Origin of the sequence: uncultured Brachyspira sp. (assembly GCF_949287625.1) — a bacterium.
In the GTDB taxonomy this organism is placed as follows: domain Bacteria; phylum Spirochaetota; class Brachyspiria; order Brachyspirales; family Brachyspiraceae; genus Brachyspira.
This window is the reverse complement of the sequence record NZ_CASEGO010000009.1, coordinates 20,795-39,218: the sequence shown is the minus strand read 5'-3', so window position 1 is coordinate 39,218 and position 18,424 is coordinate 20,795. Positions and strand designations below refer to the sequence as shown.

Sequence of the window (18,424 nt, the reverse complement as noted above, 5' to 3'; positions counted from 1 at the left end):
TATTATAAAAACAAAAGGTATAACAACATGTATAAACTTCATATTCTTATATTATTTATGCTTTCAATATTCTTATTGTCATGCCATAAAAAAGAAATCATAAGCACAGAAAAAGAAACTGTAGATTATAGATTTATCGGTACTTGGGAGTTTATTAATGGAAACAATAAAGAAAAATATACTTTCTTTGATAATAATAAAATAGTTTACAGTAATGATGATAAAAATGCTCCAAACAATAATAAAGTTTATACATATGAATGGAAAAAAGAAGGAAATAACTATTATTATAGATTATGGGATAATAAATTAGATAATTGGTCAGATTTTCCCATAAAATATATTAATACAAATATAATAAAAATATACTCAGACTTCTTTAAAAAATCATATATTTAACATATAATTATAATATAAACACTATTAACGGAATTATTGAAAAGTGGACTTATTAGTTATCATATTTTTTATAATCATTATAATAATATTTATTTTAATGTTTGGGATATTATTTTTTGTTTCAGGTATAAGTAAGGTTGTAGATTTAATCTCTATGATTATATTTAGAAACCATGAAGACTGTCCGTTTTGTCATTGTAAAAATTCTATGAGAATAATAAAAACTTCAAGCGGATACAAAAAAGTATGCAGTAAATGCAAATATTCAATAGAAGTAAAAGATGATAAAAACGATAAGAAGAAAAAAGACGAATAAAAAATTGCGAGGGGAGGGAATCGAACCCTCATGCCTAGGGCGCTAGATCCTAAGTCTAGTGCGTCTGCCAGTTCCGCCACCCTCGCTTAATTTTTATTAATATATTATACATTATATATTTTTTTTTGCAAGAAGGTTTGTATGGCTAAAATTCAAAAAATTAACAAATTTTTAAATAAAGTGAAAAAATTCCTAATTGAAGACGTATATTTCATGGATCAAAACACATTTAACCCCATACAAAAATTCTTAGTAAATACATATAGAGTAATTACATTCGCCATTACAGATTTTTTTAAAGATGACTGCACTATAAGAGCAGCAGCTCTAACATATTTGGTAACATTATCATTTATACCAGCTTTGATAGTAGGATTATTTATATTAAGAATTTTTAATATATATCAGAACATATTTCTTGTTATATTTGACTGGATGGAAAAAAATGCACCTTTTTATGAACCAATGGTAAGGCAAATATTAAATATAGCAGATAATACCAATTTGGCAAGTTTTGGTATTATTGGTATTATATCAACTATAGTCAGTACCGCTTTAATACTTCATAGTATACAATCATCTTTAGTAAAAATATGGCGTGTAAAAATAACAACTTCTATACCAAGAGTTGTAGCCAATTACATAGCTTTGCTTTTCTTAATTCCTATATTAATTGGGGTATCATTTACTTTAATCACTTATACATCTATAAATTTACATAATCTTCCAGCATTAATAAAAATACTCTTATCTTGGGTTACACCTATAATATTAACTTCTATATTGGTATTATTTTCTTATGTATTAGTTCCGCAAACGAAAGTAAATTGGTCTAATGCTACTATATCTTCTATATTAGTATCTGTAGCTATAATAACACTTTTCAGCGTTTATTTTAAACTTAATATAAATGTCAAAAACTATAAGCAAATATTTGACAGCGACAGATATAAAATAGAATACCTTGTAAAAGAGATTAATACAGGATCTGCAGAAAATACTATAAATAATCAAAACGATAATTATTATAATGATACATTAAATGAAAATATAATAACTAATGAAGCTTATGAAACCAATGAAAACATACTTCAGAAAAATCAAGAGATTGATGTTGAAAATATAACAAGTATAAAATTAGAAAGAATAAGCTATGTTATTATGGAGAATGTTGGAAACGGAATAAGCGGAGTAACATATGAAAAAAAACCTATAGAAACAAATATGCTTGATTTTAAAAATTTTTCACCAAATGTAGGAGAACAGCTTGTAAAATATAATTTCAAAATAGATGATGTAGTTACTATAAGCAGTGAAAATAATATGCTCACTAGTATAACTCCAGCTGAATTATCATCAGCAAGCTCTTTTGCTCAAATACCTGTACTATTATTATTATTGTATATAGTTTGGATTATTATATTATTCGGTGCTGAGCTCACCTACTCTATACAATATTTCAGATCTTACGGAATTGATAAAAGTAATATAAAATTATCATTTGCAGAAAAAGAAGCTATAGCATTAGAATTTATGTATATAGTAACTTACAGATTTCTAAATAAGAAAAAAGCAATAACTATGTATGAGCTTGCAAAAGAATTAAGAACAGCACCAAATACAATAACAGAAATATCCAATGCTTTAGAAAAGTCCATGTTTGTGATAAAAATAGTTAATGGTTCAAATATTTCATACACTTTAGGGTGTCAGCCTGAATCAATTACAATAGGAGATATTTTATACTCTTTAAGAATGGATGGAGGATTTAGAAGTAAAAATACAAACTCTAATGACAAATATAAAAGCATGATATATCAAAATAAAGCTATATCAATTAAAGATTATAATACAAATCTACTTCATTTAGCTTATTATAAAAATAAAAAATAAAGCACATATATAGATGTTGATATTCTACATATGTGCTGTTAATCATAGATCTAAAAATATATTATTTAATTTTGGCTATAAATATATCATCTATTTTTTCAACTTTTTCTATAGCTTCAATTATAGAGTTTATGCTGACATCTTTAAGTACATACATAAAATATCCGTTCCTTTCAACACTTTTTTCAATATTAATATCATAAAAAGCTTCATTAAAGGCAAGTAAATCATTATTATTTGATTTAAATCTCACATAAAAAGTTTCATTTTTATCTTTAAAATCTTTTACTTTAATATTTTTATTCTCATTAACAAAACCAAGTATAGGTACTCTAAGCTCATCAGTAATAAGACTGTTTCTAGCCAAAGTAACAGCATCTGAAACTATAGCACTGCTTGTAGGTCTTCCGCCAGCCCCTGAACCATAAAATACTGTGTCACCAGAACGATCTCCTACAACTGTTATAGCATTAAAAGCATAATCTACCTTTGAAAGCATATTGCTATCATTAAGTAATGTAGGTATTACATATATATATGCATTATCATTGTTATCTAAAGCTGCCTCTGCTATCAATTTAATAGTAAGACCTAATTCAGATGCAAATACTATATCGTCTAATATGATATTTCTTATTCCTCTAATAAATATCTTATCAAAACTTATAACATTACAAAAAGCAATAGAAGAAAGTATACAAAGTTTATGAGCAGTATCTATTCCGTCAATATCAAATGTAGGGTCAGCTTCAGCATATCCTTTTTCCTGAGCATCTTTAAGTACAGCATTAAAATCTAAATTATTTTTAGTCATATTTGTTAATATATAATTGCAAGTACCGTTTAATATTCCATAAACACCCTCCATTCTGTCTGAAACCAAACTTTCTTTCATAGCCTTTATTATAGGTATAGCACCTGCAACAGATGCCTCAAATGCTATATCTGTTTTTCTGTCTTTTATAAGCTCTCCAAAACAGTTGGCAAGTAATGCCTTATTTGCAGTAACAACAGGCTTTTTTATTTTCATTAGTAATTCTTTAGCAGTATCCATACCGCCTAAAACTTCTATTACTATATCAATATCATCATCATTCAATATATCATTCAAATCTTTAGTTTTTATTTCTACCTTGTCTAAAAATTTATCATCTTGTACTTTATCAATATTTCTGCTAAAAATGGTTTTTACGGTTAATTTTATTCCAGTTCTGTTTTCCATTATAGAATTATTCTCAATAATAGTTTTTACTGTATCCTTACCTACATGTCCGTAACCTGCTACTGCAACTTTAAATTCTTTTTTCTTTTCCATTTTTAACTCCTTAAAATTTGATTAAATATAAATTTGTTTTAATAAAATTAACCTTAATTATTACAAAAGTTAGTAATATTATATTTTTATGATTTCTAAAAATGATATTACTGTATTAAGTTATATTATAACATTTATCGAATAATTTTACAAGGATATTTATGATTTTTTCAAACTTAATATTAATAATTAAACATAAAGTTAAATAAACAAAACATATGTTAGATTATTATAAAAATATATTAGTATATATTTATAATTGAATTATAGATATTGATTTCGTTATTAATTTATGTTATAATATATCCAGTTTAATTAATTATATGGAGGTAAATTATGCCACGTGTTATAAATAACGATTGTGTAGCTTGCGGTTCTTGTAAACCAGAATGTGCATTTGATGCTATTAGCGAAGGAGATATCTACGTGATTGACCCAGACAAATGTACTGACTGTGCTGCTTGCGAGGCTGTTTGCCCAAGCAATGCTATTCATCAAGCTTAATAGCTGTAATGGCATAGTGTGGGGCAGGTTTCTTTTAATATAGATCCTGCCCTATTTTTATATTACAGACTTTAAGGAATAATATTGATAAAAAATACTCAGGCATTTATATTATCATATAATCAGTATAAAACTTCATCTATAATAGCTTCTTTTTTAACTAATAACTCAGTCATTCAGGCTATATGCTATAAAGCTAAAAAATCTTCTAAAGCATTCGGTTCTGATTTGGAAAGTATTTCGAAATTAGATATAAACATATACGAAAAAAAACAGCCTCAATTATCTATATTAAAAGAATCGAGCATTATCAAAAATTATTCATCATTAGAAAAATCAATATATTCATCACTTCTAGTATTTTATATTAGGGAAGTACTGTTCTACTGTGCAAAAGATTTTGATGAAAGATATTTTATTTTAATGGAAAAATCCTTGAATGCGTTAGAAGAATTAGAAGAACTTGAAAGTTTAAAAAACAATGACAGCAATGATAAAATAAAAAAAATGTATATCAATATTTTAATGAGAGCATTTGAGATGAAAACTCTCCATATAGCAGGAATATCTCCGCATTTGGATAGATGTATATTATGTGAAAATAATAATGCATCATTTTATTCTATAATAGAGGGAGGACTTATATGCTCAAAATGCAGAACAATTATAAAAGATGCTTTTGAAATAACAGAAGATGATAAAAATTTTATGAGAATTATAAAATACACATCATTAATAGATATAGTAAATAATAAAGATATAATTAACTTATATAATAATTCAACAGGTAATGTAAAAGATATAATGAACAAATCATTATTTAATCACATAAACATAAATATAAAAAGCAAAAAAGTATTAGAAGAAATTTTATTTACTTAATATATCAAATATTTCTTTAGCATTATTTGCTATATAAACAGCATTTTTAAACTCATCATCATTTCCAAAACCATAACGTACAGCAATAGAATCAATACCAATATTTTTAGCAGCATCTATATCGTCTATTCTATCACCTATCATAACAGTTTTGTCTTTTTCAAAATTTTCTTTTTCTAAAGCATCTTTCAATACATCTAATTTATTTTTTATTTTTCCGCCTAAAATGGGAGCATAAAATCCTGTAAAAAATTTTTCCATTCCAAAATGCTCTATTATTCTTAAAGCTGATTCTTTAGGTTTGGCAGTTGCTAAAAATACTTTATAATTATTTTCTGAAAGTTTTTTTATCAAATCATATATGCCGTCATAAAGAGAACAATTAAAAAGCCCGTTATTTCCATTATAATCTTCTCTGTAAAACTTTATAAACTCAAGGGATAATTTTTCATCATCATAACAATATTTTCTAAAACTTGCATCTAAAGGAGGACCTATAAATTTTCTTAATGTTTCATTACTTGGAATATCTATATTTAAATTATATATTTCATTAATCTTTTTTATACCATATAAAACTGCATTTGTTATACCTAAAGCAGAATCAGTAATTGTTCCGTCAAGATCAAATAATATATTATAATATTTACTCATTTTTTATTATCCGAACATCAACAACTATTTAGAAATAAAAATATAACCAGAAGCAGGAATTATCTCAAAGTCTTCTTTAGTTTTTTCTTTAATAGCTTTAAATAGCAAATTAAGTCCCAAACTATCGCTAGACATATGACCAGCACAAATAACATTTATATAATGTTTTTTGCATTCATCTAAAAGTTTATCAGATATATTCATAACTATGATAGTAGAAATTCCTGCCTTAGAAAGAGCATCAATCATAGCAGAATCAAATGAAGCTCCTCCAGTCATATCAACAATAATTCTCCCTACTTTAGATTTATTAGAGCCGTTAAATATTTTAGGAGGATTATAACGCTTAGCTGATATTTTATATTCATCTATTGTGTATAAAATATCAATTATATCTGATAGTGTATTAGGCTTTTCTAATTTCATCTTTTCAGTTAAAAAACTTTCTACAAAATTATCAGCCACAGTATGCATGCACATATAATTAAGTTTAAGAAGTTTAGCAGTTTCGACATCTCTATAATGATTAGCTCCGTATACAGAACGGCTTACCTCATTAAGTCTTTTATTAGTTAAAGCCTCAGATACATTTATAGGAACATTATGCAAAGCATTTTTTTCGGACTGCATTTCTATGACATCATAAAAATTAACAAAACCATAACCATTAGGGTGATGAGTTATAACTAAATCTATATTTTCATTTTTTTCATTAAGTCTGTCAGCAAGTAAAAGTTCTGAAGTCTGCATGTCTATACCGCAGAAAATTTTTTTTATATCTTTATCATCTGCAATATTAAGAACTCTTGTATCGGAGTAAGGATTAAATATTGTGTCTTTATCAAAATATTCTTTTTTATTTTCATCTAAACTATCATAAATCTTTTTTGTGTTTTCAAGCTCTTTTTCTACAATCTCCCTGCCTCTAGGGTCAGAATCAATACCGCATTCAATAGCCGCTCTATATAATTCATTTATTTTTAAAGACATATATTTTTTAACCTCTTATTCAATTATTCATCATCTTCACTTTTTTTATTCTCATTTTTAGGCTCACCTCTGTATTTTTCCGTCTGTATCATTCCTCCTTCTTCAAAGAAAGTGATAGCCTTATAGCTTTGTCTTATTGTAAACTCAGCACTTCCTATAATTAATTTAACTCCCGGAAGCATCTCTTTACCAGCACTAACTGTAGATTCTACTTTTTCTACTTCTATATCCTGAGTTAATGCTTCTCTTTCCAAAACTACCTCTTCTCTTCTGCTGTTTGACTGTGCCAACTGATCCTTATAACTCTGAAGCTGATCTTTTTTCTCATCATCAAGTTTTTTAAGTTTAGCAGCTTGTTCAAGAGATTTAATATTTCTTTCTGTTTCTTCTATAGAGCTGTCTAATTCTTCTTTTTCTTTATCCAAGTCATCAATAGCACGCCTTTTAGCAGGAGATATACCAGTTTCTATCAATGTTACAGCACCAGCCTGAGAACCTAAAACTTTACCATTAACTTCTGTTAAAGCTCTTAATCTTCCTCCGCTTGCAGAAGCCCTCTTACCTATAAGTATAATTCTATTATCAGCATCAATATTTGAATTAAGTATTGCTTCAGTGACAACAACATTATTTCCAGCCTGAACATTAGAGAACTGTATAAACTTAGCAATAACATCACCGCCTGCTTTTACATAGCTGTTTTCATTACCTTGAATACCGAGTTTAACCATAATATCACCCTTAGCCTCAAGATCGCATTTTCCAACAGTTCCATGTACATCAATATTGCCTTCTGCTTTTATAGAATAATTATCACTTACGCTTCCCTTAACAACAACACTTCCAATAAAATTGATATTTCCTGTTTCAGGACCTACATCTCCAGAAACCTCAAATATAGGCTCAACATTAAGTGATTTTCCTCTAAGTACTACCTGTCCGTTTATAGAAGCTACTATATACTCTCCGTCATCAGACATCTCAACATTATCACCCAATATTTCCTTAATATCAATATCTTTTCCGCTCTTAGTTTCTATTTTTACTCCAAGTACAGTTCTTCCTACTTCGCCATCAGTTGCAGGTATTTTTCTAGCCAATTTTTGTCCCTGCTCAACATTTTCTACTATACTTAAATCCTTATAGTCAATACTTTGATCTTCACCTATATATTTAGGTATAACTTTTTTATTAACATTAACCAAATATTCAATTTTAGCATTCTGACCATTTACTGGAGCACGTCCTTCAGCTGCAAGTATAGGAATATTAAATGTACCTTCTTCTAAGCACTTAACAACATTCTCTTCCTGAAATCCGAAAGTAATACCGCTGTTTTCCATTATTTCCTTTACGTCCTGCAAATCCATTTCTCTTCCGCCCTTATTAGGTTTTGTTACAGTAACATAAGCACGCATTTTATCATCACTAATACTATAACTAATCTTAGCATTATTTCCAGATCTTCCTACGTCCCATTCAGCAACTTTAGCATATTGTCCCGTCTGCTCATGAAGCATTTTTTTAGCTAAATGAGAATCATATTCTTTTATTCCAGCATCTATTAACTTACCTTCCAAAGCCGTCATATCTTCAATTCTTTTTCCGTCGGCAACTGGAGGATTAACTTTTAAAAATACTCCGTCTCTTTTTACTCTTACAATTATTTCAGTATCTTTATTAAATACAACTTTTTCTTGATTATAATCATTTACATTTCCAACAGTATAATCAGCCCCAGCAGCATGACCTATATTAGATTTGTCATAAGTAATATGAGTATATCTTACCAAAAACGGTTTAGCCCCTATATTAAAAAAACCTTTGCTTCCCTCTTCCAAAACTTTATAACTTAATTCATAAATTGGGCATTGAAATATAGCAGCAGCCTCCTGCATACCGCGTTCCAAAGATGCTACAGATAATTCAACAGAACGCGTATTTTTATTATTATAAACTTCTTTATAAAAATCACTTTGCAATATTTTTCTTTTTAACTCATTCATAAAAATCACCTATTTTATAATAATTGTTTTTTTATTTCTGAAAGACTATATCTTAATTGCTGTATTGCCTTTGTATGCAACTGAGATATTCTGCTCTCTGATACCTCTAATACTTTTCCAATCTCTTTTAAGGTAAGATCATCATAATAATATAATATAAGCACCTGCTTTTCTTTTTCTGGAAGTTTTTTCAAAGCAGCTACTATTTTATTTTTTACATCTTCTCTTTCTGCCAAATATTCAGGATTAGTTTTATCATTAGATTTTAATGTATCTATTACAGATATTTCATCAGAATCATCACCCACATACCAAACATCACTAAGTGAAGTAGGAGAAGCCTCTATATATCTTTTCATAGTTTCATTATATTTGCTTATAGGTATTCCAAGCATATCAGCTATTTCCTGAGGCTTTATATTTCTGCTTAATCTAGCCTCTAATATTTCTCTAGCCTTTTCTATTTCTTTAACATCTTTACGTATAGACCTTGGAAGATAATCCAGCTTTCTAAGTTCATCATATATAGCTCCCCTAATTCTAGTAACAGCATATGTTTTGAACTTAATATCTCTATTAGGGTTGTATTTATCAATAGCATCCATAAGTCCGAAAGATCCGAAACCTACCAAATCCTGAAATTCGATATGTTTATGAGAACCCATATTAACAGATATTTTGCTTGCAACATACTTTACCAATGGAGAATATTTAATAATTAAAGCTTCTCTTATATAAGGTGACTGAGTATTTTTAAACTCCTGCCAATATTCCTGCTCATTATCATTAGTAATATTTGGTATTTTACCTTTTTCTTTTTTGTTCATCTTCATAATCTTCACTCTAGTTATTAATTTTTGCTATATAATTTTTATAAATAATTTCTTATTTACCATTATCTATTTTATCTTTGTATAATTATTATAACAGCCTTATTAATTTTTCAGGGCAGTTTTTTCAAATCAGATACTATTTTATTTTTTGCATATTCTCTATTGCTAAAATATTTCTGATTAGTTTTAGGTTTTAATGTATCTATTACTGATATCTCATCATAATCATCATCTACATACCAAATACCGCTTATAGATGCTGACGGATAATACATTTCTCCAAGTCCATCATATATAGCTCTGCTAATTTTATCAAGAACATATGTTTGAAAATTAATATCTATGTTAGGGTCATATTTATTAATAGCATCAATAAGTCCGAAAGATCCGAAACCTACCAAATCCTGAAATTCAATATTTTCATGAGAATCCATATTAACATATATTCTGTCTGCAGCATATTTTAATAATGGAAAATATTTATTAATTAAAACTTCTCTTATATAAGGCGACTGAGTATTATAAAACTCAAGCCAATATTTCTTTTCATTTTCATTGGTAATATTTGGTATTTTATCTTTGTCTCTCATAATATTCACCCTAAATATTAAATTTTTAATATGTTTTACTTATCATCTTTTTCATCTTTAGCTATCATTGTTCTAACAGCTTTAGCCACTTTTTCTGGATCTTCTCTAACCTCTCTTTCCATCTCTTCACTTGTAACCTTCTTATCAGGGAACATACTGCTGCTGCTTGAAGTATAGCTTGCGGTACTTTGAGCGGTATTGGGCTTACTGAATACTATATCACCAATATCATCTCCTGAACTTTTATAATTAGGCTTAGTATTTTTATCAATATTTAAAGGTTTTGGTGCTGATGAATCTAAGCTTAAATCTGGAGTAAAAGGAGTATTATTAGTATCAGAAGAAGAAGCATTGTTACTACTACTATTATCATCTATGGCATTATAGTCTATATCCATATTAGAATTAGTATCTGCTTCGTCTATTACATCTCCTAAATATTTTTTCAATATTGTACCAAGTAAAAACAATATAACAATTGTTATAATAGCTGAAAAAATTGCTTTTAATAAAGAAATATCAATTCTATTTTTATAGGAAACTGATAATATAAGCGTTATAACAAAAGAAAGTCCAGCTACAATTGCAGCCAATTTTCCAAAATTAGATGAAAAATATTGTTTTACTTTTTCAACTATATTATTCATAAATTACCTCTAATAAGTATTAATTCAATAATAATTTTTATTTTTTGCTTACAAAAGATAAAAGAGATTCCATAAATCCTCCAAGACCTTTTGCTTCTCTGTCATCATCATATTCCATATCAACTATTTTTTTAGCAATATTATATATAGACATAGAAGCATGACATTTATTATCATATTGATAAAAAGGCAGCTGCTGAGAAACTGCATAAGGAATAGTTTTATCTTCTAAAATATGACCCAAGTATTTCACATCCATATCCAAATATTTTTTACTTGTCATAATAATTTTATCTCCCACTTCTTTGCCTTCAGAAGCCTTTGTAACTCTATTTACCAATATCTTTATATCAGCATTAGCATTTTCTGGAGCTATAGATTTTATCACACCATAAGCATCAAGTATAGCAGTAAGTTCCGGAGTTGTAACAACAATACTTTCATCTGATGATAATAGAAAATATAAAACTGTATCAGATATTCCAGCTCCAGTATCCACTATAATAATATCAGCATCATTTAATGAATCCATACTATTAACCAATTTAGTTAAAGCTCTTCCCGAAAGATTTGCAAGAGAAGAGAATCCTGAAGCACCAGCAATATATCTTATACCATAATCAGTTTCAAGTACAACCTCATGAAGCTTTTTTACACCCTTAATAACATGGTAAAGATTATATTCTGGTATATTTCCAAGTATTACATTAACATTACCAAGTCCAAGATCAGCGTCTATTAAAAGTACATTCTGACCCAATTCCTGCAATGCTATGGATAGGTTAATAGCTATATTAGTTTTGCCAACACCGCCTTTACCGCTGGCTATACTTATTATACGCTGCGGACGTTTATCTTTTACGCCCATCATCTTTCTTAATTCATCTGCTTGATCTTTCATAATATATACTTAATTTCCTGTTTTTTATAATTATCTTTATTTTGAAGAACCAAATAATCCTTCCATTATTTTATATCCATATTTCTTAGCTGTAGATATATCTTTAGGTACACCCTGACCATGTGTTATGTAGGTAATAGGTAATTTCTTTCTTGTAATAGCACAAATTGAAGAAGCCAAATAATCAGTTTCATCAACTTTTGTAAGTATTACTCCTTTATAATTAGTAGGCTTAAAACCATTAAGTATTTTTACAGCATCTTTATATTTAGCAGTAGCACTCATAACAAGCTGAATATCCATATCAAATCTTCCAACTGTAGTAAAATATTTTGACATGGCAACTATTTCTTCAGCACTTTTTGGAGAACGTCCCATAGTATCAATAAATAAAAGCGAAGAATTATCCATCTTTCTAATTTCAGCCCTTAAAGCCTCTGGGGTACTTGCACTAGTAAATGGAACTTTCATGATACTTGCATATCTTTGAAGCTGGTCAACCGCTGCTATTCTGTAATTATCTATTGTAACAAAAGAAACTTTTTTTCCAGACTTCATATGCTGAGCTGCTATTTTAGGTATGGTTGTTGTTTTTCCAACTCCTGTAGGTCCTACAAATACTATAATTTTCTTTTTAGCCCCTACATCTATACCATTAGCTAGTATTAATTTATCAGAGAAATATTTTTCAACCTCTTCTCTAATTACATCTTTAGACTGAAAAAATCTTGCATTGCTTGAAGTTAATAAATATTCTCTTAAATCTAAAAGCACCTCTTCTGGAAACTCTCTGTCTCTTAAATAATTGAAACTCTCTTCCATTCCGTCAGCAGGATTATTTTCATAACTTTCATCATTATTATAATCATCTGAAGCTTCATCTGTATCTTCAAAGTAATCTCTCACATTAGTTTTCTTTTCTCTAGGTTCTCTAGTGAGATTATTTTCTTCTCTGTATTCTTTTATCTCTTCTATAGCATTATTAATCTCTTCATCTTCAGTATCAGTAAATGTATTTCTATTATTAGCAGAATTACTATTATTTTGAGAATTATATTTATTTTTATTAATATTTGGTAAACTTCCTTCCAAATATTCTTTTACCATATCTCTTATCTGTTCTTGAACTAATTTTTTTACATTCTCATCTATAGCATTGGCAGCATTAGCAGAATTATTATTCTGACTATTTGAATTATTAATATGATTAGGTATAACATTACTATTAAAGTTATTCATATTGCTGTTCATACCATTCATAAAACTATTATTAGCAAAATTACTATAATTATTTATTGGAGAAAAACTATTATTAGCAGTATTATAGTCAGAAAGCATTGAACCTTTTACATTAGTAAATGCAGAAGATGAAAAATTAGAATAAGGAGAATTATTAAAATTAGGCAATGGAGTAAAATTATCCGTATTATTATTATTATTTATCTCTCTAGCGGATATATTTTCCTTTTTTTCTTCAATAGAATATGAATGATTATTGCTTTCTAAAGTTTCATTAACAAGTTCTTCATTGATATTTCTGATACTCTCTCTGCTGTCATCATCAAAATTATCAGAATGAGCAGATTGCGAAGAAGAAGTCATACTGCTGCTTGCAGATGAAGAATTATTCACCCTATTAGCATTTCTTTCTCTTGAAGCCTCTTTTAAAGCCTTAGTTACAGCAACTATTCTATCAGCCATCTCACTTGCATCAATAGTTTCAGTTGTATGCTTTTTCATCTCTATTCTGTCGCTTAAAAGTTTGGTTCTATGCATATCATCATCTTCTGTGCTGCTGTCATAAGAATTTTTTTCTTCTGAATTATTTTTTCTATCATATATAGAGTTATTAAGCATTATTCTAAGTTCATGCTCTGTTTTCATTCCAAGACCTAAAAAACCGCCTACCTTAACATCTTTGCTTGTCAATATAACAAAATTTCCGCCATATTCTACTCTCGCTTTGGCAAAGGCGTCAGTTTTATCCTTCCCTCTTATAGTACGTATGTCTACCATATTCTAACTCCTCTAATCATCTTAAAAACTCCTCGATTATAAATATTTATATCTTAATAATTTATCTTAATTTTTTATTAATATTGTTCTAATATGCCAATAGAAACTTCAAACTCTTTTTTAATCATACCAAATATGTTTTTTCTTTTACTTTCTCTTACACTGATAATAAAGTAGCTTTCGCCGTATTTATCTCTGGCTTGTTTTTCAATTTCCTCTCTGTTTTTACCAAAAATTTTTATAGTTTTCATTGTTTAACTCCAAATAATTATATTTATATCTTAAAAAATACTCTTTTGCAGAGCTTTGTATTTTACTATTTTATACTAGCAACTCCCTGTACATTATATCCCTGTGCTATTTCGGTAGTTGCTATAACCTTATACTTACCAACATTTTTAGCTATAAATTGATATAAAGGTCTTCTTATGATAGGAGAAGTTAAAAATACTATATCATCAACTCCAGAATCACTAACAAGTTTAACAGCATCTTTTATATTTTTAATCAAGTTCTGCATACTCTCAAAACTCATAGCTATCATTTGAGAGCCTTGTAAATTTCCAGTATTTGCAAGGTTTTGAGCTATATTATTTTGCAGCTGCTGACTTAAAGTAATAACTCTTATATTTCTGTCTTGGTCTGCAACCATCTGCGATATTTGAGATGCAAGTCTGCTTCTTACAAGTTCAGTAGCCTGTTCGCTTCCCATAATAGATATAGCATCAGCAACACCCTCTAATATAGCAACACTGTTTCTGATAGGCACTTCCTCTTGAAGAAGATTCTGCAATACTTTTTGTATATAACCAAGAGGACTTTCATTATGAGGCTTAGCAGCAAGCACTTCGGATACAAGAGCTTTATGATCATCTTTAATAAGATCGAGCATATTCTGTACCTCTTCACGTCCGATAAGAAGATTAGCATTTCTTTTAATAGTTTCGCTGAAGTGAGTAGCAATAACTGATGTAGGCTGAAACAACATAAAGCCTTTTTTCTCAGCCATATCTTTTTCATCAACTTTAATCCAATAAGCTGGAAGCCCAAATGCAGGCTCTCTTACTTTCTCACAATCTGGCGAAGGTCCGTCTGGAGAATTAGCATTCAAAGCTAAAAGCATATTAGGACGTACAAATCCCTTAGCCATCTCTGTACCATTAATGCTTACAGTATATTCATCTGGCTCTATTACACTGTTATCCACAATACGTACTGGAGGAACAACCAATCCCACTTCCAAAGCAAGCTCTCTACGTATCTGACTTATTCTGTTAATTAAATCTCCGCCTTCAGACTCTAATGCCAAAGGTATAAGCGAAGCCCCGACAGATAATTCTATTTTCTCGACCTTTAAGAAAGGAGTAACATCTAAAGGACCTTGATGTACCTGCTCTCCAGCATCTGCTTTTGTACCGTCTTCATTAAGTCCAAGTTCCTGCTGTTCTTTTTTCAAAGCATAACCTGCTAAAAATAATGCTAATGCTATAACAAATAAAGCTATTTTTGGAAAACCTGGTAAAAGCATTAAAAAGAAAGCAAAACCTGCACCTATAAATAAGTTTTTAGGTTTAGCAAAAATCTGCACAGCAATCTGAGTTGACAAATTATCTTCGCTGCTGCTTCTAGTTACCAATAAACCAGTAGCAAAACTCATAAAGAAAGAAGGTATCTGACTTACCAAACCATCACCTACTGTAAAGCGTGTATAAGCATTAACGGCCTGAGCAAAAGGCTCTCCTCTCATAGTCATTCCTATAATGAGTCCTCCTACTATATTTATAACTGTGATTATGATACCTGCTATAACGTCTCCTTGTACAAACTTTGAAGCACCGTCCATAGTACCGTAAAAATCACTTTCTCCTCTGATCTTTCTTCTTTTTTCTTCTGCCTCTTTATCAGTAATAGCACCTGCCTGAAGTTCGCTTTCAACAGCCATCATTTTTGAAGGCATACTGTCTAATGCAAATCTTGCCGCTACTTCTGATACCCTTGTAGCACCTTTAGTGATAACTATAAACTGTACTATAATAAGTATGATAAATATTACTACACCTACAACTATATTTCCGCCTACTACAAAGTCAGCAAATGCTGTAATAACTTTACCATTAAAATTAGCCCCCTCTGTAAGAATAGCTCTTGTAGTGGATACATTTAGAGCAAGTCTGAAAGCTGTCATAACAAGAAGTACAGAAGGAAATACGCTGAAATCATTAGCACTTTTTATACTAAGCACCATAAGTAATATTAATAATGATACTATAATATTCACTATAAGCAAAAAGTCCAATACTAAAGAAGGCAATGGTATAACGAGCATCATTATTACCATAACCGCACCTACAGCAAACATTATATCGCTGTGTCTGCTCATATTAGCAGGCAGTTTTATTGAATCTAATATTGATTTAGCACCATTCATTGTTGCCACTTTTTATTCCTCCTATATAGCCCTTGCCATTTTTTCATTACGTATTCTATATACTTCGCCAAGTATCCTTGAAACAACATGAAACAGTTTTTCTGGTATATACTGTCCTATTTCAACATTAAAATATAATTCACGGGCTAAAGGTTTATTCTCTATTATTTGTACATCATTTTCTTTAGCTATTTCTTTTATTCTTAAAGCTATATGATCTGCCCCCTTAGCTGTTACTACTGGAGCATAATCGCCATTTTCATATTTTAAAGCAACTGCAAAGTGAGTCGGATTTGTAATAACCACATCCGCCTCTGGAACAGCTTTAAGCATTGTTCTGCTTACAATCTTTCTAGCCATATCCTGCAATTGACTTTTTACCAAAGGATCTCCTTCCATCTCTTTGAACTCTTCTTTCATCTCATGCTTTGTCATTTTCAAGCTGTTAATATACTGCCTTCTTTGAAAGAAATAATCGAAAGCAGATACTATTATCATAAATACTATTACCTTAGCAAGCATCTCCAAAACTATAAAAAAGAAAAGATGCATAGCTTGAGGAAGTTCCATATTAGTCATATTAAATAATTCACTGCTTTTTCCATATATAGTAGTAAAAGTAATAAATGATATAACTACCATTTTAAATAGAATTTTTGCTAAGTTCATTAAGTTTTGTGAAGAAACAAATACTCTTTCTTTAAAGTTTGACCAAGTAGGAGCTATTCTTTTAAAATTAGGTTTTAATTTTTTAGTTGTAAATAGAAATTTAGTTTGTGCCAGATTAATACCCACACCTACAACTAATGCTGCTGCCAAAACTATACCTGCAGTTTTTGCTATTAATACTACTATCTCCAAAAACATATCAGGCAGAGATAACACATTCATAGCGGTGTCTGCTGTTGATATCTTATTTAATATTGTCATAAAAAATTTAGACACTGTATCAGTTAAGTATGTTGTAAGAAGTGCTATTACAGCTATTGTAACTGCTAAAACAAGAGTTTGATTTATTTCTACAGAGTTTACAACACGTCCCTCTTCTTCTCTTGCTTTTCTTTTCTTTCTCTCTGTAGGAAGCTCTGTTCTGCCTTCATCTTCAGGAGATGCAAATAATGTTAATACATAGCCTTTTTTAGTAATACGTAAATATTTTCTGTATAGCTTGGCTTTAAATATTATTAGTAGTTCAAGTACGGAAGATATTATATTTTTCATATAGTACCTCCCGATAAGAAAGTTATTATATTATTAACATCTGATATAGTATATTCCAATATTCTCATAAAGTTAGAAACAAGTACTGGTATTAGTATATAATAAGAAACAATACCTACACCTATCTGCATAGGAAAGCCCAACATCAAAATATTCATCTGCGGAGCTGCTTTTGCCAACAAACCCAAACTTAATGATAATAAAAATAAAGTAAGTATTATAGGCAAAGCAAGTGAAAGAGCTATAGAAAATAATGAACTCATATAATATATCATTCTATCTATAACACCATTAAATGATGAAGCAAATACTGCCTTTGATGCATCACTTAATACTGGCATAGCTTTAAAACTATAAAATAAAGTTCTAACCACCCAGCTTGGTCCGTCTATAGCTATAAATATTAATACCGCTATCAAAGACTGAAGCTGTCCTAATACAGGAACTGCAACCTGAGATATAGGGTCAACAGTTTCTGATATACCAAATCCCATTTGAATATCAAAGAAATTTGCCATAACCTGATAGGCAGTAAATATAATAGACATAAGAAATCCTATTAATATTCCAATAAGTGCTTCATTAACAAGTGTTAAAAAATATTCAACAAAGGTAGGAGCAGCCTGTACAGTAATATCAGCAACCAAAGGAAATATAGTAGCAGTAGCTATAAAAGCAAGTGCCATTTTTATACTATTAGGAATAACATTAGATGAAAATAAAGGAGCTACCATAAGTATAGCTATAAACCTTACCATGATGAGCAGGTAAATCTGGAAAAAATTAACAAAATTATCCATTCTTTATTCCTATTATCCCTAACCTATTA

At 29.3% G+C, this 18,424-nt stretch carries 18 protein-coding genes and 1 tRNA gene; 5 read left to right on the top strand and 14 right to left on the bottom strand.

Features of this window, described 5'->3' with window-relative positions:
• The first annotated feature begins 27 nt into the window (after positions 1 to 27).
• Entirely contained in the window at positions 28 to 399 is a 372-nt protein-coding gene (locus tag Q1X91_RS03465; protein ID WP_300753442.1) for a hypothetical protein, read from the top strand.
• A 43-nt stretch (positions 400 to 442) separates the two neighbouring features.
• On the top strand, positions 443 to 715 hold the full coding sequence (locus Q1X91_RS03460; protein ID WP_300753441.1) for a hypothetical protein: 273 nt from the start codon (positions 443 to 445) through the stop codon (positions 713 to 715).
• Positions 716 to 720: 5 nt separating this feature from the next.
• Here the strand turns inward: Q1X91_RS03460 and Q1X91_RS03455 are convergent.
• Positions 721 to 801, bottom strand: a tRNA-Leu gene (locus tag Q1X91_RS03455).
• A 55-nt stretch (positions 802 to 856) separates the two neighbouring features.
• Here Q1X91_RS03455 and Q1X91_RS03450 point away from each other — a divergent pair.
• On the top strand, positions 857 to 2,608 hold the full coding sequence (locus Q1X91_RS03450) for a YhjD/YihY/BrkB family envelope integrity protein (RefSeq protein ID WP_300753440.1): 1,752 nt from the start codon (positions 857 to 859) through the stop codon (positions 2,606 to 2,608).
• A gap of 61 nt (positions 2,609 to 2,669) precedes the next feature.
• On the opposite strand, the gene Q1X91_RS03445 is transcribed toward Q1X91_RS03450, so the two are convergent.
• Complete coding sequence (locus Q1X91_RS03445; protein ID WP_300753437.1) at positions 2,670 to 3,923, bottom strand: homoserine dehydrogenase; 1,254 nt, start codon at positions 3,921 to 3,923, stop codon at positions 2,670 to 2,672.
• A gap of 336 nt (positions 3,924 to 4,259) precedes the next feature.
• Here Q1X91_RS03445 and Q1X91_RS03440 point away from each other — a divergent pair, with 336 nt between their 5' ends.
• Together Q1X91_RS03440 and Q1X91_RS03435 are read left to right on the top strand one after the other, a co-directional pair.
• Positions 4,260 to 4,427 carry a 4Fe-4S binding protein gene (locus Q1X91_RS03440; RefSeq protein ID WP_300753435.1) on the top strand — a complete coding sequence of 56 codons (168 nt, stop codon included), beginning with the start codon at positions 4,260 to 4,262 and terminating at the stop codon, positions 4,425 to 4,427.
• Positions 4,428 to 4,511: 84 nt separating this feature from the next.
• Positions 4,512 to 5,309: a DNA repair protein RecO C-terminal domain-containing protein gene (locus tag Q1X91_RS03435; protein ID WP_300753433.1), complete on the top strand. Its 798-nt coding sequence runs from the start codon at positions 4,512 to 4,514 to the stop codon at positions 5,307 to 5,309.
• On the opposite strand, the gene Q1X91_RS03430 is transcribed toward Q1X91_RS03435, so the two are convergent.
• From Q1X91_RS03430 to fliR, 12 genes are all read right to left on the bottom strand, one after another.
• Positions 5,298 to 5,963 carry an HAD-IA family hydrolase gene (locus Q1X91_RS03430; RefSeq protein WP_300753431.1) on the bottom strand — a complete coding sequence of 222 codons (666 nt, stop codon included), beginning with the start codon at positions 5,961 to 5,963 and terminating at the stop codon, positions 5,298 to 5,300. The two genes, Q1X91_RS03435 and Q1X91_RS03430, sit on opposite strands and share 12 nt — an antisense overlap.
• Positions 5,964 to 5,987: 24 nt before the next feature.
• Positions 5,988 to 6,953: a hypothetical protein gene (locus Q1X91_RS03425; protein ID WP_300753429.1), complete on the bottom strand. Its 966-nt coding sequence runs from the start codon at positions 6,951 to 6,953 to the stop codon at positions 5,988 to 5,990.
• A 23-nt stretch (positions 6,954 to 6,976) separates the two neighbouring features.
• The gene (locus Q1X91_RS03420; RefSeq protein ID WP_300753427.1) at positions 6,977 to 8,959 is read right to left on the bottom strand and encodes a FapA family protein; all 1,983 of its coding nucleotides are present in this window, start codon (positions 8,957 to 8,959) and stop codon (positions 6,977 to 6,979) included.
• A gap of 14 nt (positions 8,960 to 8,973) precedes the next feature.
• Positions 8,974 to 9,792, bottom strand: a complete 819-nt coding sequence (gene whiG / locus Q1X91_RS03415; RefSeq protein WP_013112715.1) for an RNA polymerase sigma factor WhiG — start codon at positions 9,790 to 9,792, stop codon at positions 8,974 to 8,976.
• A gap of 110 nt (positions 9,793 to 9,902) precedes the next feature.
• The gene (locus Q1X91_RS03410; protein ID WP_300753423.1) at positions 9,903 to 10,382 is read right to left on the bottom strand and encodes a sigma factor; all 480 of its coding nucleotides are present in this window, start codon (positions 10,380 to 10,382) and stop codon (positions 9,903 to 9,905) included.
• Between the two features lie 35 nt (positions 10,383 to 10,417).
• On the bottom strand, positions 10,418 to 11,029 hold the full coding sequence (locus tag Q1X91_RS03405) for a hypothetical protein (RefSeq protein WP_300753421.1): 612 nt from the start codon (positions 11,027 to 11,029) through the stop codon (positions 10,418 to 10,420).
• 37 nt (positions 11,030 to 11,066) lie between these two features.
• Positions 11,067 to 11,930, bottom strand: coding sequence for a MinD/ParA family protein (locus Q1X91_RS03400; RefSeq protein WP_020006039.1), 864 nt, complete (start codon positions 11,928 to 11,930; stop codon positions 11,067 to 11,069).
• Between the two features lie 36 nt (positions 11,931 to 11,966).
• On the bottom strand, positions 11,967 to 13,946 hold the full coding sequence (locus Q1X91_RS03395) for a flagellar biosynthesis regulator FlhF (RefSeq protein ID WP_300753417.1): 1,980 nt from the start codon (positions 13,944 to 13,946) through the stop codon (positions 11,967 to 11,969).
• Positions 13,947 to 14,023: 77 nt separating this feature from the next.
• Positions 14,024 to 14,197, bottom strand: a complete 174-nt coding sequence (locus Q1X91_RS03390; RefSeq protein WP_008725115.1) for a hypothetical protein — start codon at positions 14,195 to 14,197, stop codon at positions 14,024 to 14,026.
• A gap of 65 nt (positions 14,198 to 14,262) precedes the next feature.
• Positions 14,263 to 16,374, bottom strand: a complete 2,112-nt coding sequence (locus tag Q1X91_RS03385; protein WP_300753465.1) for a flagellar biosynthesis protein FlhA — start codon at positions 16,372 to 16,374, stop codon at positions 14,263 to 14,265.
• Positions 16,375 to 16,395: 21 nt separating this feature from the next.
• Positions 16,396 to 17,595, bottom strand: a complete 1,200-nt coding sequence (flhB, locus tag Q1X91_RS03380; protein ID WP_300753415.1) for a flagellar biosynthesis protein FlhB — start codon at positions 17,593 to 17,595, stop codon at positions 16,396 to 16,398.
• Positions 17,592 to 18,395, bottom strand: a complete 804-nt coding sequence (gene fliR / locus Q1X91_RS03375; protein WP_300753413.1) for a flagellar biosynthetic protein FliR — start codon at positions 18,393 to 18,395, stop codon at positions 17,592 to 17,594. The genes flhB and fliR overlap by 4 nt, the downstream gene beginning before the upstream one ends.
• Between the last annotated feature and the right edge of the window lie 29 nt (positions 18,396 to 18,424).

What these genes read in the sequence shown, in the direction of transcription:
- Q1X91_RS03430 (WP_300753431.1), bottom strand. Translation starts at nt 5,963, where the DNA reads ATGAGTAAATATTATAATATATTATTTGATCTTGACGGAACAATTACT.
- Q1X91_RS03425 (WP_300753429.1), bottom strand. Translation starts at nt 6,953, where the DNA reads ATGTCTTTAAAAATAAATGAATTATATAGAGCGGCTATTGAATGCGGT.
- fliR (WP_300753413.1), bottom strand. Translation starts at nt 18,395, where the DNA reads ATGGATAATTTTGTTAATTTTTTCCAGATTTACCTGCTCATCATGGTA.
- Q1X91_RS03465 (WP_300753442.1), top strand. Translation starts at nt 28, where the DNA reads ATGTATAAACTTCATATTCTTATATTATTTATGCTTTCAATATTCTTA.
- Q1X91_RS03450 (WP_300753440.1), top strand. Translation starts at nt 857, where the DNA reads ATGGCTAAAATTCAAAAAATTAACAAATTTTTAAATAAAGTGAAAAAA.
- flhB (WP_300753415.1), bottom strand. Translation starts at nt 17,595, where the DNA reads ATGAAAAATATAATATCTTCCGTACTTGAACTACTAATAATATTTAAA.
- Q1X91_RS03405 (WP_300753421.1), bottom strand. Translation starts at nt 11,029, where the DNA reads ATGAATAATATAGTTGAAAAAGTAAAACAATATTTTTCATCTAATTTT.
- Q1X91_RS03445 (WP_300753437.1), bottom strand. Translation starts at nt 3,923, where the DNA reads ATGGAAAAGAAAAAAGAATTTAAAGTTGCAGTAGCAGGTTACGGACAT.
- Q1X91_RS03390 (WP_008725115.1), bottom strand. Translation starts at nt 14,197, where the DNA reads ATGAAAACTATAAAAATTTTTGGTAAAAACAGAGAGGAAATTGAAAAA.
- whiG (WP_013112715.1), bottom strand. Translation starts at nt 9,792, where the DNA reads ATGAAGATGAACAAAAAAGAAAAAGGTAAAATACCAAATATTACTAAT.
- Q1X91_RS03395 (WP_300753417.1), bottom strand. Translation starts at nt 13,946, where the DNA reads ATGGTAGACATACGTACTATAAGAGGGAAGGATAAAACTGACGCCTTT.
- Q1X91_RS03400 (WP_020006039.1), bottom strand. Translation starts at nt 11,930, where the DNA reads ATGAAAGATCAAGCAGATGAATTAAGAAAGATGATGGGCGTAAAAGAT.
- Q1X91_RS03385 (WP_300753465.1), bottom strand. Translation starts at nt 16,374, where the DNA reads ATGAATGGTGCTAAATCAATATTAGATTCAATAAAACTGCCTGCTAAT.
- Q1X91_RS03440 (WP_300753435.1), top strand. Translation starts at nt 4,260, where the DNA reads ATGCCACGTGTTATAAATAACGATTGTGTAGCTTGCGGTTCTTGTAAA.
- Q1X91_RS03420 (WP_300753427.1), bottom strand. Translation starts at nt 8,959, where the DNA reads ATGAATGAGTTAAAAAGAAAAATATTGCAAAGTGATTTTTATAAAGAA.
- Q1X91_RS03410 (WP_300753423.1), bottom strand. Translation starts at nt 10,382, where the DNA reads ATGAGAGACAAAGATAAAATACCAAATATTACCAATGAAAATGAAAAG.